This is a genomic window from Bacillus sp. LBG-1-113 (assembly GCF_020708615.1).
Lineage (GTDB): Bacteria > Bacillota > Bacilli > Bacillales > Bacillaceae > Bacillus > Bacillus mojavensis.
Genome location: NZ_JAJFDG010000013.1, coordinates 23,885 through 39,326, shown reverse-complemented (window position 1 = coordinate 39,326; position 15,442 = coordinate 23,885). Strand labels below are relative to the sequence as shown.

At 43.0% G+C, this 15,442-nt stretch carries 12 protein-coding genes; all 12 read left to right on the top strand.

Annotated features, from left to right (window positions below; all coding sequences use genetic code 11):
• Positions 1–85 precede the first annotated feature (85 nt).
• The 12 genes from rpoB (at position 86) to rplW (ending at position 15,435) form a co-directional block, all read left to right on the top strand.
• Positions 86–3,667: a DNA-directed RNA polymerase subunit beta gene (gene rpoB / locus LJF29_RS19915; protein ID WP_229150203.1), complete on the top strand. Its 3,582-nt coding sequence runs from the start codon at positions 86–88 to the stop codon at positions 3,665–3,667.
• A gap of 61 nt (positions 3,668–3,728) precedes the next feature.
• Positions 3,729–7,328, top strand: a complete 3,600-nt coding sequence (gene rpoC, locus LJF29_RS19910; RefSeq protein WP_229150202.1) for a DNA-directed RNA polymerase subunit beta' — start codon at positions 3,729–3,731, stop codon at positions 7,326–7,328.
• 178 nt (positions 7,329–7,506) lie between these two features.
• A complete protein-coding gene (locus LJF29_RS19905; protein ID WP_010332766.1) occupies positions 7,507–7,755 on the top strand; it encodes a 50S ribosomal protein L7ae-like protein in 249 nt (82 codons plus the stop codon).
• A 114-nt stretch (positions 7,756–7,869) separates the two neighbouring features.
• Positions 7,870–8,286 (top strand): 30S ribosomal protein S12, encoded by a 417-nt coding sequence (gene rpsL, locus LJF29_RS19900; RefSeq protein WP_003156445.1) that lies wholly within the window; start codon positions 7,870–7,872, stop codon positions 8,284–8,286.
• 41 nt (positions 8,287–8,327) lie between these two features.
• Positions 8,328–8,798: a 30S ribosomal protein S7 gene (gene rpsG, locus LJF29_RS19895; RefSeq protein ID WP_003225784.1), complete on the top strand. Its 471-nt coding sequence runs from the start codon at positions 8,328–8,330 to the stop codon at positions 8,796–8,798.
• A 52-nt stretch (positions 8,799–8,850) separates the two neighbouring features.
• Complete coding sequence (gene fusA, locus LJF29_RS19890) at positions 8,851–10,929, top strand: elongation factor G (RefSeq protein ID WP_010332767.1); 2,079 nt, start codon at positions 8,851–8,853, stop codon at positions 10,927–10,929.
• A gap of 119 nt (positions 10,930–11,048) precedes the next feature.
• Entirely contained in the window at positions 11,049–12,239 is a 1,191-nt protein-coding gene (tuf, locus tag LJF29_RS19885) for an elongation factor Tu (RefSeq protein ID WP_010332768.1), read from the top strand.
• 82 nt (positions 12,240–12,321) lie between these two features.
• Positions 12,322–13,260 carry an alpha/beta fold hydrolase gene (locus tag LJF29_RS19880; protein ID WP_229150201.1) on the top strand — a complete coding sequence of 313 codons (939 nt, stop codon included), beginning with the start codon at positions 12,322–12,324 and terminating at the stop codon, positions 13,258–13,260.
• Positions 13,261–13,519: 259 nt separating this feature from the next.
• Positions 13,520–13,828 carry a 30S ribosomal protein S10 gene (gene rpsJ / locus LJF29_RS19875; protein WP_003156464.1) on the top strand — a complete coding sequence of 103 codons (309 nt, stop codon included), beginning with the start codon at positions 13,520–13,522 and terminating at the stop codon, positions 13,826–13,828.
• Positions 13,829–13,867: 39 nt separating this feature from the next.
• On the top strand, positions 13,868–14,497 hold the full coding sequence (gene rplC, locus LJF29_RS19870; protein WP_168746777.1) for a 50S ribosomal protein L3: 630 nt from the start codon (positions 13,868–13,870) through the stop codon (positions 14,495–14,497).
• Between the two features lie 27 nt (positions 14,498–14,524).
• Positions 14,525–15,148, top strand: a complete 624-nt coding sequence (gene rplD, locus LJF29_RS19865; RefSeq protein WP_003242004.1) for a 50S ribosomal protein L4 — start codon at positions 14,525–14,527, stop codon at positions 15,146–15,148.
• Positions 15,148–15,435 carry a 50S ribosomal protein L23 gene (gene rplW / locus LJF29_RS19860; RefSeq protein WP_003225793.1) on the top strand — a complete coding sequence of 96 codons (288 nt, stop codon included), beginning with the start codon at positions 15,148–15,150 and terminating at the stop codon, positions 15,433–15,435. The genes rplD and rplW overlap by 1 nt, the downstream gene beginning before the upstream one ends.
• Positions 15,436–15,442: the final 7 nt, after the last annotated feature.

The window sequence follows — 15,442 nt, the reverse complement described above, 5'->3', positions numbered from 1 at the left end:
TTCTTTTGTCTTGTAAAAGTGTTTTCTTTCTTTGAAAGAGATGCTTATTACACATATAATACGCATGATTTGAGGGGTGAATCAGTTGACAGGTCAACTAGTTCAGTATGGACGACACCGCCAGCGCAGAAGCTATGCTCGCATTAGCGAAGTGTTAGAATTACCAAATCTCATTGAAATTCAAACCTCTTCTTATCAGTGGTTTCTTGATGAGGGTCTTAGAGAGATGTTTCAAGACATATCGCCAATTGAGGATTTCACTGGTAACCTCTCTCTTGAGTTCATTGATTACAGTTTAGGGGAGCCTAAATATCCAGTAGAGGAATCAAAAGAACGTGATGTGACTTACTCAGCTCCGCTAAGAGTGAAAGTTCGTTTAATTAACAAAGAAACTGGAGAGGTAAAAGACCAAGATGTCTTCATGGGTGATTTCCCTATTATGACAGATACAGGTACTTTTATCATAAACGGTGCGGAACGCGTTATCGTTTCCCAGCTTGTTCGGTCTCCAAGTGTATATTTCAGTGGTAAAGTAGACAAAAACGGTAAAAAAGGTTTTACCGCAACTGTCATTCCAAACCGTGGCGCATGGTTAGAATACGAAACTGATGCGAAAGATGTTGTTTATGTACGCATTGATCGCACACGTAAGTTGCCGGTTACGGTTCTTTTGCGTGCTCTCGGCTTCGGCTCCGATCAAGAGATTCTTGATCTCGTAGGGGAAAACGAATACCTGCGAAATACGCTTGATAAAGATAACACAGAAAACAGCGATAAAGCGCTGCTTGAAATCTACGAGCGCCTCCGTCCTGGAGAGCCGCCTACAGTGGAAAATGCGAAGAGCTTGCTTGATTCTCGTTTCTTTGATCCGAAACGATACGATCTTGCCAATGTAGGACGCTATAAAATTAATAAAAAGCTTCATATTAAAAATCGCCTCTTTAATCAGAGACTTGCTGAAACGCTTGTTGATCCTGATACAGGAGAAATCCTGGCTGAAAAAGGTCAGATTCTTGATAGAAGAACACTTGATAAAGTACTGCCATACTTAGAAAACGGAATCGGCTTCAGAAAGCTGTATCCGAACGGCGGTGTTGTTGAGGACGAAGTAACGCTTCAATCCATTAAAATCTTTGCTCCTACTGATCAAGAAGGAGAACAGGTTATTAATGTCATCGGCAATGCTTACGTTGAAGAAGAGATTAAAAACATTACACCTGCTGATATTATTTCTTCTATTAGCTACTTCTTCAACTTGCTGCACGGAGTAGGCGACACAGATGATATTGACCATCTTGGAAACCGCCGTTTACGTTCTGTAGGTGAACTTCTCCAGAACCAATTCCGTATCGGTTTAAGCCGTATGGAGCGTGTGGTTCGTGAGAGAATGTCAATTCAAGATACGAATACAATTACACCTCAGCAGCTGATTAATATTCGTCCTGTTATTGCGTCCATTAAAGAGTTCTTTGGAAGCTCTCAGCTTTCTCAATTCATGGACCAGACGAACCCGCTTGCTGAATTAACACATAAGCGCCGTCTGTCGGCTCTTGGACCGGGCGGATTGACACGTGAGCGTGCCGGAATGGAAGTGCGTGACGTTCACTACTCCCACTATGGCCGTATGTGTCCGATTGAAACGCCTGAGGGGCCGAACATCGGTTTGATCAACTCACTATCATCATATGCAAAAGTAAACCGTTTTGGCTTTATTGAAACGCCATATCGCCGCGTTGATCCTGAAACAGGAAAAGTGACGCCAAGAATCGATTACTTAACTGCTGATGAAGAAGATAACTACGTTGTCGCTCAGGCAAATGCACGACTCGATGACGAAGGTGCGTTTGTTGACGACAGCATTGTAGCCCGTTTCCGCGGAGAGAACACCGTTGTTCCTAGAAACCGTGTTGATTACATGGATGTATCGCCTAAGCAGGTAGTTTCTGCTGCGACAGCATGTATCCCGTTCCTAGAAAACGATGACTCGAACCGTGCCCTAATGGGAGCGAACATGCAGCGTCAGGCTGTGCCTTTGATGCAGCCGGAAGCGCCATTTGTAGGAACTGGTATGGAATACGTATCAGGTAAAGACTCTGGTGCCGCTGTTATTTGTAAACACCCTGGTATCGTTGAACGTGTAGAAGCGAAAAACGTTTGGGTTCGCCGTTATGAAGATGTAGACGGCCAAAAAGTAAAAGGAAATCTGGATAAATACAGCTTGCTGAAATTTGTCCGCTCTAACCAAGGTACTTGCTACAACCAGCGTCCGATCGTAAGTGTCGGCGATGAAGTGGTAAAAGGAGAAATCCTTGCTGACGGTCCTTCTATGGAGCTTGGTGAACTTGCACTTGGCCGTAACGTAATGGTCGGCTTTATGACATGGGATGGCTACAACTATGAGGATGCCATCATCATGAGTGAACGCCTTGTGAAAGATGATGTTTATACATCTATTCACATTGAAGAATATGAATCAGAAGCACGTGATACAAAACTTGGGCCTGAAGAAATCACTCGCGATATTCCAAACGTCGGTGAAGATGCACTTCGCAATCTTGATGACCGTGGAATTATCCGTATCGGGGCAGAAGTAAAAGACGGAGATCTTCTTGTTGGTAAAGTAACGCCTAAGGGTGTAACAGAACTTACTGCAGAAGAGCGCCTTCTTCACGCCATCTTTGGTGAAAAAGCCCGCGAGGTTCGTGATACTTCTCTTCGTGTGCCTCACGGCGGCGGTGGAATTATTCACGATGTTAAAGTCTTCAACCGTGAGGACGGAGACGAACTTCCTCCAGGTGTAAACCAGTTAGTGCGCGTATATATCGTTCAGAAACGTAAAATTTCTGAAGGGGATAAAATGGCCGGTCGTCACGGTAACAAAGGTGTTATCTCTAAGATTCTTCCTGAAGAAGATATGCCTTATCTTCCTGACGGCACACCAATTGATATCATGCTTAACCCGCTGGGCGTACCATCACGTATGAACATCGGGCAGGTATTAGAGCTTCACATGGGTATGGCCGCTCGTTACCTCGGCATCCACATTGCGTCACCGGTATTTGACGGAGCGCGTGAAGAGGATGTTTGGGAAACACTTGAAGAAGCCGGAATGTCTCGTGACGCTAAAACTGTTCTTTACGACGGACGTACCGGAGAGCCGTTTGATAACCGTGTATCTGTTGGTATCATGTACATGATTAAACTGGCTCACATGGTTGACGATAAACTTCATGCACGCTCTACAGGTCCTTACTCACTTGTTACGCAGCAGCCTCTTGGCGGTAAAGCTCAATTTGGCGGACAGCGTTTTGGTGAGATGGAGGTTTGGGCACTTGAAGCTTACGGTGCAGCGTACACTCTTCAAGAGATTCTGACTGTTAAGTCTGATGACGTGGTTGGACGTGTGAAAACATACGAAGCCATCGTTAAAGGCGACAACGTTCCTGAACCTGGTGTTCCGGAATCATTCAAAGTATTAATTAAAGAACTTCAAAGTTTAGGTATGGATGTGAAAATCCTTTCTAGCGATGAAGAAGAAATAGAAATGAGAGATTTAGAAGACGAAGAAGATGCAAAACAAGCTGACGGCCTGGCGTTATCAGGTGATGAAGAGCCGGAAGAAACAGCATCTGCAGACGTTGAACGCGATGTAGTAACAAAAGAATAATCTCTAGTTATAAAGGCAAGTGACATCGGTTAATCCGAAGATAAAAAGGGAGGTAGGCCCCTTGCTAGATGTGAACAATTTTGAGTATATGAACATCGGTCTTGCTTCACCGGATAAAATCCGTTCATGGTCTTTTGGTGAAGTGAAAAAGCCTGAAACGATAAACTATCGTACGTTAAAACCTGAAAAGGACGGTCTATTCTGCGAACGCATTTTCGGACCGACTAAGGACTGGGAATGTCATTGCGGGAAGTACAAGCGAGTTCGTTATAAAGGCGTAGTTTGTGACCGCTGCGGAGTTGAAGTAACACGGGCTAAAGTCCGTCGTGAGAGAATGGGGCACATTGAACTGGCTGCCCCAGTTTCCCACATTTGGTATTTCAAAGGTATTCCAAGCCGTATGGGTCTTGTGTTGGATATGTCGCCTCGTGCATTGGAAGAAGTTATTTACTTTGCTTCTTATGTTGTAACTGATCCGGCAAATACACCGCTTGAAAAGAAACAGCTTCTATCTGAAAAGGAATACCGTGCGTATCTTGATAAGTACGGCAATAAGTTCCAAGCATCTATGGGTGCTGAAGCGATTCATAAACTTCTTCAAGATATCGATCTTGTAAAAGAAGTTGATATGTTAAAAGAAGAGCTGAAAACATCTCAAGGACAGCGTCGTACTCGTGCGATCAAACGCCTTGAAGTGTTAGAAGCCTTCCGTAACTCAGGAAACAAGCCTTCTTGGATGATCCTAGATGTGCTTCCTGTTATTCCTCCTGAGCTCAGACCGATGGTTCAGCTTGATGGCGGACGTTTTGCGACTTCTGATTTGAACGACCTTTATCGTCGTGTCATCAACCGTAACAATCGTTTGAAACGCCTTTTAGACCTTGGTGCGCCTAGCATTATCGTTCAAAACGAAAAGCGTATGCTTCAAGAGGCTGTCGATGCTTTAATTGACAACGGCCGTCGCGGACGCCCTGTAACAGGTCCTGGTAACAGACCATTAAAATCTCTTTCTCATATGCTGAAAGGGAAGCAAGGACGTTTCCGTCAAAACCTTCTTGGTAAACGTGTCGATTACTCCGGACGTTCTGTAATCGTCGTTGGTCCTCATTTGAAAATGTACCAATGCGGATTACCGAAGGAAATGGCGCTCGAACTTTTCAAACCTTTCGTTATGAAAGAGCTTGTTGAAAAGGGTCTTGCTCACAACATTAAGAGTGCGAAACGTAAAATTGAGCGCGTACAGCCTGAAGTATGGGATGTACTAGAATCAGTTATCAAGGAGCATCCGGTACTTCTGAACCGTGCCCCTACGCTTCACAGATTAGGTATCCAAGCGTTTGAACCAACACTTGTTGAAGGACGCGCAATCCGTCTTCACCCGCTCGTATGTACAGCTTATAACGCTGACTTTGACGGTGACCAAATGGCGGTTCACGTACCATTATCTGCAGAAGCTCAAGCTGAAGCACGCATCTTGATGCTTGCCGCTCAAAACATCTTGAACCCTAAAGATGGTAAACCGGTTGTAACACCGTCTCAGGATATGGTACTGGGTAACTATTACCTGACTCTAGAGCGTGCCGGTGCTGTCGGTGAAGGTATGGTCTTCAAGAATACGGATGAAGCGCTTCTTGCTTATCAAAACGGATATGTTCATCTTCATACGAGAGTGGCTGTTGCAGCGAACTCCCTTAAGAACGTGACATTTACCGAAGAGCAGCGCTCAAAATTGTTAATTACAACTGTCGGTAAACTGGTCTTCAATGAAATTCTTCCAGAATCATTCCCTTACATGAATGAACCAACGAAGAGCAACATTGAAGAGAAAACACCTGACCGTTTCTTCTTAGAAAAAGGTGCCGATGTAAAAGCTGCCATCGCACAGCAGCCAATCAATGCACCGTTTAAAAAAGGTATTCTGGGTAAAATCATCGCGGAAATCTTTAAACGATTCCACATTACGGAAACGTCTAAAATGCTAGACCGCATGAAAAACCTAGGTTTCAGATATTCAACAAAAGCTGGTATTACAGTTGGGGTTTCTGACATCGTCGTTCTCGATGATAAACAAGAAATTCTTGAAGAAGCACAAGGCAAAGTTGATAACGTTATGAAGCAGTTCCGCCGTGGTCTGATCACTGAAGAAGAACGCTATGAGAGAGTCATCTCTATCTGGAGTTCTGCAAAAGATGTTATCCAAGGCAAACTGATGAATTCACTTGATGAGCTCAACCCGATCTACATGATGAGTGACTCTGGTGCCCGTGGTAACGCGTCTAACTTTACTCAGCTTGCCGGAATGCGCGGCCTGATGGCCAACCCGGCTGGACGTATCATTGAGTTGCCAATCAAATCTAGTTTCCGTGAAGGTCTGACAGTATTGGAGTACTTTATCTCCACTCACGGTGCGCGTAAAGGTCTTGCCGATACCGCCCTTAAAACTGCTGACTCAGGTTACCTTACACGCCGTCTTGTTGACGTTGCACAGGATGTTATCATCCGTGAAACTGATTGTGGAACTGACCGAGGCATCCTTGCTCAACCGCTTAGAGAAGGCACTGAAATCATTGAGCGCTTAGAAGAACGCTTAATCGGCCGTTTTGCAAGAAAACAAGTGAAACATCCTGAAACAGGTGAAGTGCTTGTAAACGAAAACGAACTGATTGATGAGGATAAAGCGATTGAAATTGTAGAAGCCGGCATTGAAGAAGTGTGGATCCGTTCTGCCTTCACATGTAATACGCCTCATGGTGTATGTAAACGATGCTATGGCCGAAACCTTGCGACTGGTACCGATGTAGAAGTCGGTGAAGCAGTCGGCATCATCGCTGCCCAATCAATCGGTGAGCCTGGTACACAGTTAACAATGCGTACATTCCATACAGGCGGGGTTGCAGGAGACGATATCACACAAGGTCTTCCGCGTATCCAAGAGCTTTTCGAAGCGCGTAATCCAAAAGGTCAGGCAACAATTACCGAAATCGACGGTACAGTCGTTGAAATCAATGAAGTTCGCGACAAACAGCAGGAAATTGTGGTTCAAGGCGCAGTTGAAACACGCTCTTATACGGCACCATATAACTCCCGCTTAAAAGTAGCGGAAGGAGATAAAATTACTCGCGGCCAAGTGCTGACAGAAGGTTCAATCGATCCGAAAGAACTTCTTAAAGTGACTGACCTGACTACTGTTCAAGAGTATCTTCTTCATGAGGTTCAAAAGGTTTACCGTATGCAGGGTGTTGAAATCGGCGATAAACACGTAGAAGTAATGGTTCGCCAAATGCTTCGTAAAGTACGTGTGATTGATGCCGGTGATACTGATGTGCTTCCTGGCTCATTACTTGATATTCACCAATTTACTGAAGCGAACAAAAAGGTATTGCTGGAAGGCAAACGTCCTGCTACAGGCCGTCCTGTCTTACTCGGTATTACCAAAGCTTCTCTTGAAACGGATTCATTCTTATCTGCTGCTTCCTTCCAGGAGACAACACGTGTCCTTACAGACGCAGCGATCAAAGGTAAGCGTGATGAACTTCTCGGCCTGAAAGAGAATGTTATCATCGGTAAGCTTGTTCCGGCTGGTACTGGAATGATGAAATACCGAAAAGCAAAACCCGTTTCAAATGTTCAATCGACTGAGGACATGGTTCCGGTTGAATAACTGATATTATGCTGCTGAGAGACTGCAAAACAGTCTTTCAGCAGTCATATTTAAATAAAAAAATCACTCTATGAGAAGATAGAAACTAAAAAATGTCATACCTTGTTGACATTCGTCTCCTAGAATGATAATATAACCAAGGTGCTCGAATAAACCTGTTACTTTGGAGGATATGTTTATGTCTTATGATAAAGTATCACAGGCCAAATCAATTATTATTGGTACGAAGCAAACAGTGAAAGCTCTAAAACGAGGTTCAGTAAAGGAAGTAGTCGTTGCAATAGACGCAGATCCTATTCTTACGTCAAGTGTAATTACACTAGCGAAAGATCAAGGGATTGCTGTCTCAATGGTTGAATCCATGAAAAAGCTCGGCAAAGCCTGCGGAATTGAAGTAGGAGCAGCAGCTGTTGCCATTATGTTATAACGTACTTTTTGTTTTTGCGTGAGATTTATTCTTGTGTAAAGACATTGTTTTTTGCCTATTGATGAACCACCTGGGTATGTGGGTTATAAAACGTAATGAAGGGAGGAACAAAACATGCCTACAATTAATCAGCTAATTCGCAAAGGACGCGTGAGTAAAGTAGAAAACTCAAAGTCTCCTGCACTTAACAAAGGATACAACAGCTTTAAAAAAGAGCACACTAATGTATCTTCTCCACAAAAACGCGGGGTATGTACTCGTGTTGGTACAATGACACCGAAAAAACCGAACTCAGCACTTCGTAAATATGCTCGTGTTCGTTTAACTAACGGAATTGAGGTTACTGCCTACATTCCTGGTATCGGTCACAACCTGCAAGAGCACAGTGTTGTACTTATCCGCGGCGGACGTGTAAAAGACTTACCAGGGGTACGTTACCACATCGTTCGTGGTGCGCTTGACACTGCTGGAGTTGAAAACCGTGCGCAAGGCCGTTCTAAATACGGTACGAAACGTCCTAAAGCAAAATAATAAACGAATAAACGTATAATTTGAGAAGGGAGGATATTCAGATGCCACGTAAAGGTCCTGTAGCAAAAAGAGACGTTTTACCTGATCCGATTTACAACTCTAAGCTTGTATCTCGTCTAATCAACAAAATGATGATCGACGGTAAAAAAGGTAAGTCTCAAACAATCCTATACAAGTCATTCGATATCATTAAAGAACGTACTGGCAATGATGCAATGGAGGTTTTCGAACAAGCATTGAAAAACATCATGCCTGTACTTGAAGTAAAAGCACGCCGTGTAGGTGGTGCGAACTACCAAGTTCCTGTAGAAGTTCGTCCTGAACGTCGTACTACTCTTGGACTTCGCTGGTTAGTTAACTACGCTCGTCTTCGCGGAGAAAAAACGATGGAAGAGCGTTTAGCTAACGAAATCCTTGACGCAGCTAACAACACTGGTGCTGCTGTTAAGAAACGTGAAGATACTCATAAGATGGCTGAAGCAAACAAAGCATTTGCTCACTATCGTTGGTAGGATTTATATACTAAAAAACACAATTTCCCAATAAGGAAGGAGAAATTACCCAATGGCAAGAGAGTTCTCCTTAGACAAAACTCGTAATATCGGGATCATGGCTCACATTGATGCCGGTAAAACGACTACTACAGAACGTATCTTGTTCTATACTGGTCGTATCCACAAAATTGGTGAAACTCATGAAGGAGCTTCACAAATGGACTGGATGGAGCAGGAACAAGAGCGTGGTATCACAATCACTTCCGCTGCGACAACTGCACAGTGGAAAGGATACCGCGTAAACATCATCGATACTCCAGGACACGTAGACTTCACAGTTGAAGTTGAACGTTCTCTTCGTGTACTTGATGGTGCTGTTGCTGTACTTGACGCACAGTCTGGCGTTGAGCCTCAAACAGAAACTGTTTGGCGTCAAGCAACAACTTACGGAGTACCGCGTATCGTTTTCGTTAACAAAATGGACAAAATCGGTGCAGACTTCCTTTACTCTGTAGGAACTTTAAGAGATCGTCTTCAAGCTAACGCTCATGCAATTCAATTGCCGATCGGTGCTGAAGACAACTTCGAAGGTATCATTGATCTAGTAGAAAACGTTGCGTATTTCTACGAAGATGACCTTGGAACTCGTTCTGACGCGAAAGAAATCCCTGAAGAGTACAAAGAGCAAGCTGAAGAGCTTCGCAACAGCCTCATTGAAGCTGTATGTGAGCTTGATGAAGAGCTTATGGACAAATACCTTGAGGGTGAAGAAATCACTATTGACGAGTTAAAAGCAGGTATCCGTAAAGGTACATTAAATGTTGAATTCTACCCTGTTCTTGTTGGTTCTGCCTTCAAAAACAAAGGTGTTCAATTAGTACTTGATGCTGTTCTTGACTACCTTCCTGCACCAACAGACGTTGCTGCAATCAAAGGTATACGTCCTGATACAAATGAAGAGATTGAGCGTCATTCTTCTGATGAAGAGCCATTCTCTGCACTAGCATTCAAAGTTATGACTGACCCTTACGTTGGTAAGCTGACGTTCTTCCGTGTGTACTCTGGAACACTTGATTCTGGTTCATACGTGAAAAACTCAACTAAAGGCAAACGTGAGCGTGTTGGACGTATCCTTCAAATGCACGCCAACAGCCGTGAAGAAATCTCTACTGTATATGCAGGAGATATCGCAGCTGCTGTAGGTCTAAAAGATACTTCTACTGGAGATACTCTATGTGACGAAAAGGATCTAGTTATCCTTGAATCAATGGAATTCCCAGAACCAGTTATCGACGTTGCAATTGAGCCTAAATCAAAAGCTGACCAAGATAAAATGGGTATCGCTTTAGCAAAACTTGCTGAAGAGGATCCAACTTTCCGTACTCAAACAAACCCGGAAACTGGTCAGACAATCATCTCTGGTATGGGTGAGCTTCACCTTGATATCATTGTTGATCGTATGAAGCGTGAATTCAAAGTAGAAGCTAACGTTGGTGCTCCTCAAGTTGCGTACCGTGAAACATTCCGTTCCGGTGCAAAAGTTGAAGGTAAATTCGTACGTCAGTCTGGTGGACGCGGTCAGTTCGGTCACGTTTGGATTGAATTCGAACCAAACGAAGAAGGCGCTGGCTTTGAATTCGAAAATGCGATTGTCGGTGGGGTTGTTCCTCGTGAATACATCCCAGCTGTTCAAGCAGGTCTAGAAGATTCACTTGAAAATGGTGTATTAGCTGGATTCCCGCTTATCGACATTAAAGCAAAACTTTTTGATGGATCTTACCATGATGTTGACTCAAACGAAATGGCGTTTAAAGTTGCTGCTTCTATGGCATTGAAAAATGCAGTCAGCAAATGTAACCCAGTTCTTCTTGAACCAATCATGAAAGTAGAAGTGGTTATTCCTGAAGAATACATGGGAGACATCATGGGTGATGTTACTTCTCGTCGCGGACGCGTAGAAGGTATGGAAGCTCGCGGTAACGCGCAAGTTGTTCGTGCGATGGTTCCTCTTGCTGAAATGTTCGGTTACGCTACTGCCCTTCGTTCTAACACGCAAGGTCGCGGTACATTCACTATGCACATGGATCACTACGAAGAAGTGCCGAAGAGCATTGCTGAAGAAATTATCAAAAAAAATAAAGGCGAATAATTGATTTTGCCTCTTAACTCAAGTATAACTACTATTGTAAGATGAGGAAGTGAAAGCTTTCTTTCACTTCCTATCACTCTATACATTACTAATTAAAAGCTCTTAAGGAGGATTTTAGAATGGCTAAAGAAAAATTCGACCGTTCCAAATCACATGCCAATATCGGTACAATTGGACACGTTGACCATGGTAAAACAACTTTAACTGCTGCTATCACAACAGTACTTCATAAGAAATCTGGTAAAGGTACAGCTATGGCGTACGATCAAATTGATGGTGCACCAGAAGAACGTGAGCGCGGTATCACAATCTCTACTGCACACGTTGAGTATGAAACTGAAACTCGTCACTATGCACACGTTGACTGCCCAGGACACGCTGACTATGTTAAAAACATGATCACTGGTGCTGCGCAAATGGACGGAGCTATCCTAGTAGTATCTGCTGCTGATGGCCCAATGCCACAAACTCGTGAGCACATCCTTCTTTCTAAAAACGTTGGTGTACCATACATCGTTGTATTCTTAAACAAATGCGACATGGTAGACGACGAAGAGCTTCTTGAACTAGTTGAAATGGAAGTTCGCGATCTTCTTAGCGAATATGACTTCCCTGGTGATGATGTACCAGTTATCAAAGGTTCTGCTCTTAAAGCTCTTGAAGGAGATGCTGAGTACGAAGCTAAAATCTTCGAACTTATGGATGCAGTTGATGAGTACATCCCAACTCCAGAACGTGACACTGAAAAACCATTCATGATGCCAGTTGAGGACGTATTCTCAATCACTGGTCGTGGAACAGTTGCTACTGGACGTGTAGAACGCGGACAAGTTAAAGTCGGTGACGAAGTTGAAATCATCGGTCTTCAAGAAGAAAACAGCAAAACAACTGTTACTGGTGTTGAAATGTTCCGTAAGCTTCTTGATTACGCTGAAGCTGGAGACAACATTGGAGCCCTTCTTCGCGGTGTAGCTCGTGAAGATATCCAACGTGGTCAAGTACTTGCTAAACCAGGTACAATCACTCCACACAGCAAATTCAAAGCTGAAGTTTACGTTCTTTCTAAAGAAGAGGGTGGACGTCACACTCCATTCTTCTCTAACTACCGTCCTCAGTTCTACTTCCGTACAACTGACGTAACTGGTATCATCCATCTTCCAGAAGGCGTAGAAATGGTTATGCCTGGAGATAACACTGAAATGAACGTTGAGCTTATCTCTACAATCGCTATCGAAGAAGGAACTCGTTTCTCTATTCGTGAAGGCGGACGTACTGTTGGTTCAGGCGTTGTTTCTACAATAACTGAGTAATAGTATATGGAAAACGAGGCCCTTTGGGTCTCGTTTTTTTGTTTTATTATAAAGGTTTATCCTATTTGAGGAGCTATGGGTTATGAGTGAAAACACATCAATTTCTTTCATGAAAGAACTGAGAATCGATAATACGAAGCAAATGCTCATGATCAATGGAAATGATATATCGAACCCATTGCTGCTTTTTTTACATGGTGGACCCGGAGCATCCCAAATCGGATTTATCAGGAACTTTCAAAGGGAACTGGAACAGCACTTTACAGTTGTAAATTGGGATCAAAGGGGTTCAGGTCTTTCCTATACTAAACAAATTCCACAAAGTTCAATGACAATCAGTCAAATCATTAAAGACACGATTCAAGTTACTGAATGGCTCTTAGATCATTTTTCAAAAACAAAAGTGTACCTTGCAGGACACTCCTGGGGATCGCTGCTGGCTCTTCATGTACTGCAAGAGAGGCCGGATCTTTTTCACGCTTACTATGGAATCAGTCAGGTCACTAATACTCAGCTGGAAGAAAAAATGGCCTATCATTCTGTATGCAAGACAAATCGCTTTCTATCATTAACTTTAGGTTTACTTGGCCCGCCACCTTGGAACAAGAAGATTCATCATTTCATCTTTCGAGTCTGCATTGAATTGAGCAGGGGAGGATTCACTCATCATCGCCGACACATTCTTACAGTATTGTGTCAATTGCTTGCTGGCAATGAGTATGGAATAAAAAACATCTCTCGATTCATCAGAGGACATCGTTTCAGTGCGAAGAATTTATCTGATGATTTACATCGTTTTGATGCTTTCAAATCAGTTTCTTCTATTAAAGTACCGTGTTTCTTCATTTCAGGCAGTCATGATTTGATCGTTCCTGCTGAAATATCGAAACAGTATTATCGATTTGTTAAAGCTCCTGAAAAGCACTGGCATTACTTTAAAAACTCCGCCCACACGCCGCATATCGAGGAGCCTTCATTATTTGCCAATACTCTGAGTAAACACGCAGTGTACCACTTATAATAGAAGAAAATTCCCTTATTCACTCGCTTCTTGATAAATAAGAAAAACACATGTATAATACTAAAAGTGTGCAAATCATGCATATTCTAAATAAGTCTTGCAACATACGTCTATTTTCTGTATAATGGTGTATGTTGGTCTTTGACTGCGATGAAGTGAGAGGTTGCTGACACACCCGGCCGCTTTGCCATGGCAAGGTGTTCAGGTTTTTCTCACGGAGAACTGTCTAACGTGAAGTAGGCGAAAAGGAGGGAAAATAATGGCAAAACAAAAAATTCGTATTCGTTTGAAAGCATATGATCATAGAATCCTTGATCAATCTGCAGAGAAGATTGTTGAAACGGCAAAACGTTCTGGTGCCAGCGTATCTGGTCCGATTCCGTTGCCAACTGAAAAATCAGTTTACACAATCCTGCGTGCGGTGCACAAATACAAAGATTCTCGTGAGCAATTTGAAATGCGTACACATAAACGTTTAATCGACATTGTGAACCCAACACCACAAACTGTTGATGCACTCATGCGATTAGACTTACCATCTGGTGTCGATATTGAAATTAAACTTTAATTCTAAAATATAGAATGATCTTAATAGGAGGTGTGACGAATGACCAAAGGAATCTTAGGAAGAAAAATTGGTATGACGCAAGTATTCGCTGAAAATGGTGATCTTATTCCGGTAACTGTTATTGAGGCTGCTCCGAACGTTGTTCTTCAAAAGAAATCAGCTGAAAACGATGGCTACGAAGCAATCCAGCTTGGTTTTGACGACAAGCGTGAAAAGCTTTCTAACAAACCTGAAAAAGGACACGTTGCAAAAGCGGAAACTGCTCCTAAGCGCTTCGTAAAAGAATTACGCGGAGTGGAAATGGATGCGTATGAAGTTGGTCAGGAAGTCAAGGTTGAAATTTTCTCTGCTGGAGAAATTGTAGATGTAACAGGAGTATCTAAAGGTAAAGGTTTCCAAGGTGCAATCAAGCGCCACGGACAATCTCGCGGACCTATGTCTCACGGTTCACGCTACCACCGTCGTCCTGGTTCAATGGGACCTGTAGATCCTAACCGTGTATTCAAAGGTAAATTATTACCTGGACGTATGGGCGGAGAGCAAATCACTGTTCAAAACCTTGAAGTCGTAAAAGTTGATGCAGAACGCAATCTTCTTTTGATCAAAGGTAACGTACCTGGTCCGAAAAAATCTTTAATCACTGTTAAAAGTGCTGTTAAATCTAAATAACTCTCTTAGGAAAGGAGGAAATTGATCATGCCAAAAGTAGCATTATACAACCAAAACGGTTCTACTGCTGGTGACATCGAATTAAACGCTTCTGTATTTGGAATTGAGCCAAATGAAAGTGTTGTATTCGACGCTATTCTTATGCAAAGAGCTTCCTTACGTCAAGGATCTCATAAAGTAAAAAATCGTTCTGAAGTACGCGGCGGAGGTCGTAAACCATGGCGTCAAAAAGGTACTGGACGTGCCCGTCAAGGTTCTATCCGTTCACCGCAATGGCGCGGAGGTGGTGTCGTATTCGGCCCAACACCACGCAGCTATTCTTATAAATTACCTAAAAAAGTTCGCCGCTTGGCAATCAAATCAGTATTGTCTTCTAAAGTGAACGACAACAACATCATCGTTCTTGAAGATCTTACTCTTGATACGGCTAAAACAAAAGAAATGGCAGCTATCCTTAAAGGGTTATCTGTTGAGAAAAAAGCTTTAATCGTAACTGCGGATGCTAACGAAGCAGTAGCTTTATCTGCTCGCAACATTCCTGGAGTTACTGTAGTTGAAGCGAACGGAATCAACGTTTTAGACGTTGTCAACCACGAGAAGCTTCTGATTACAAAAGCAGCGGTTGAAAAAGTAGAGGAGGTGCTTGCATAATGAAAGATCCTCGTGATGTTCTAAAGCGCCCCGTCATTACTGAACGTTCGGCTGATTTAATGGCTGAAAAGAAATATACTTTTGAAGTTGATGTAAGAGCTAACAAAACAGAAGTGAAAGACGCGGTTGAAAGCATCTTTGGTGTGAAAGTTGACAAAGTCAACATCATGAACTACAAAGGTAAATCAAAACGTGTCGGACGCTACACTGGTATGACTAGCCGTCGCAGAAAAGCGATCGTGAAACTTACTGCAGACAGCAAAGAAATCGAAATTTTTGAAGCTTAATTATCTG

Excerpts from the sequence above, each read along its gene's own strand:
- LJF29_RS19880 (WP_229150201.1), top strand. The coding sequence starts at position 12,322 with ATGAGTGAAAACACATCAATTTCTTTCATGAAAGAACTGAGAATCGAT.
- rplC (WP_168746777.1), top strand. The coding sequence starts at position 13,868 with ATGACCAAAGGAATCTTAGGAAGAAAAATTGGTATGACGCAAGTATTC.
- rpsG (WP_003225784.1), top strand. The coding sequence starts at position 8,328 with ATGCCACGTAAAGGTCCTGTAGCAAAAAGAGACGTTTTACCTGATCCG.
- rplW (WP_003225793.1), top strand. The coding sequence starts at position 15,148 with ATGAAAGATCCTCGTGATGTTCTAAAGCGCCCCGTCATTACTGAACGT.
- tuf (WP_010332768.1), top strand. The coding sequence starts at position 11,049 with ATGGCTAAAGAAAAATTCGACCGTTCCAAATCACATGCCAATATCGGT.
- rpsJ (WP_003156464.1), top strand. The coding sequence starts at position 13,520 with ATGGCAAAACAAAAAATTCGTATTCGTTTGAAAGCATATGATCATAGA.
- rplD (WP_003242004.1), top strand. The coding sequence starts at position 14,525 with ATGCCAAAAGTAGCATTATACAACCAAAACGGTTCTACTGCTGGTGAC.
- rpsL (WP_003156445.1), top strand. The coding sequence starts at position 7,870 with ATGCCTACAATTAATCAGCTAATTCGCAAAGGACGCGTGAGTAAAGTA.
- LJF29_RS19905 (WP_010332766.1), top strand. The coding sequence starts at position 7,507 with ATGTCTTATGATAAAGTATCACAGGCCAAATCAATTATTATTGGTACG.
- fusA (WP_010332767.1), top strand. The coding sequence starts at position 8,851 with ATGGCAAGAGAGTTCTCCTTAGACAAAACTCGTAATATCGGGATCATG.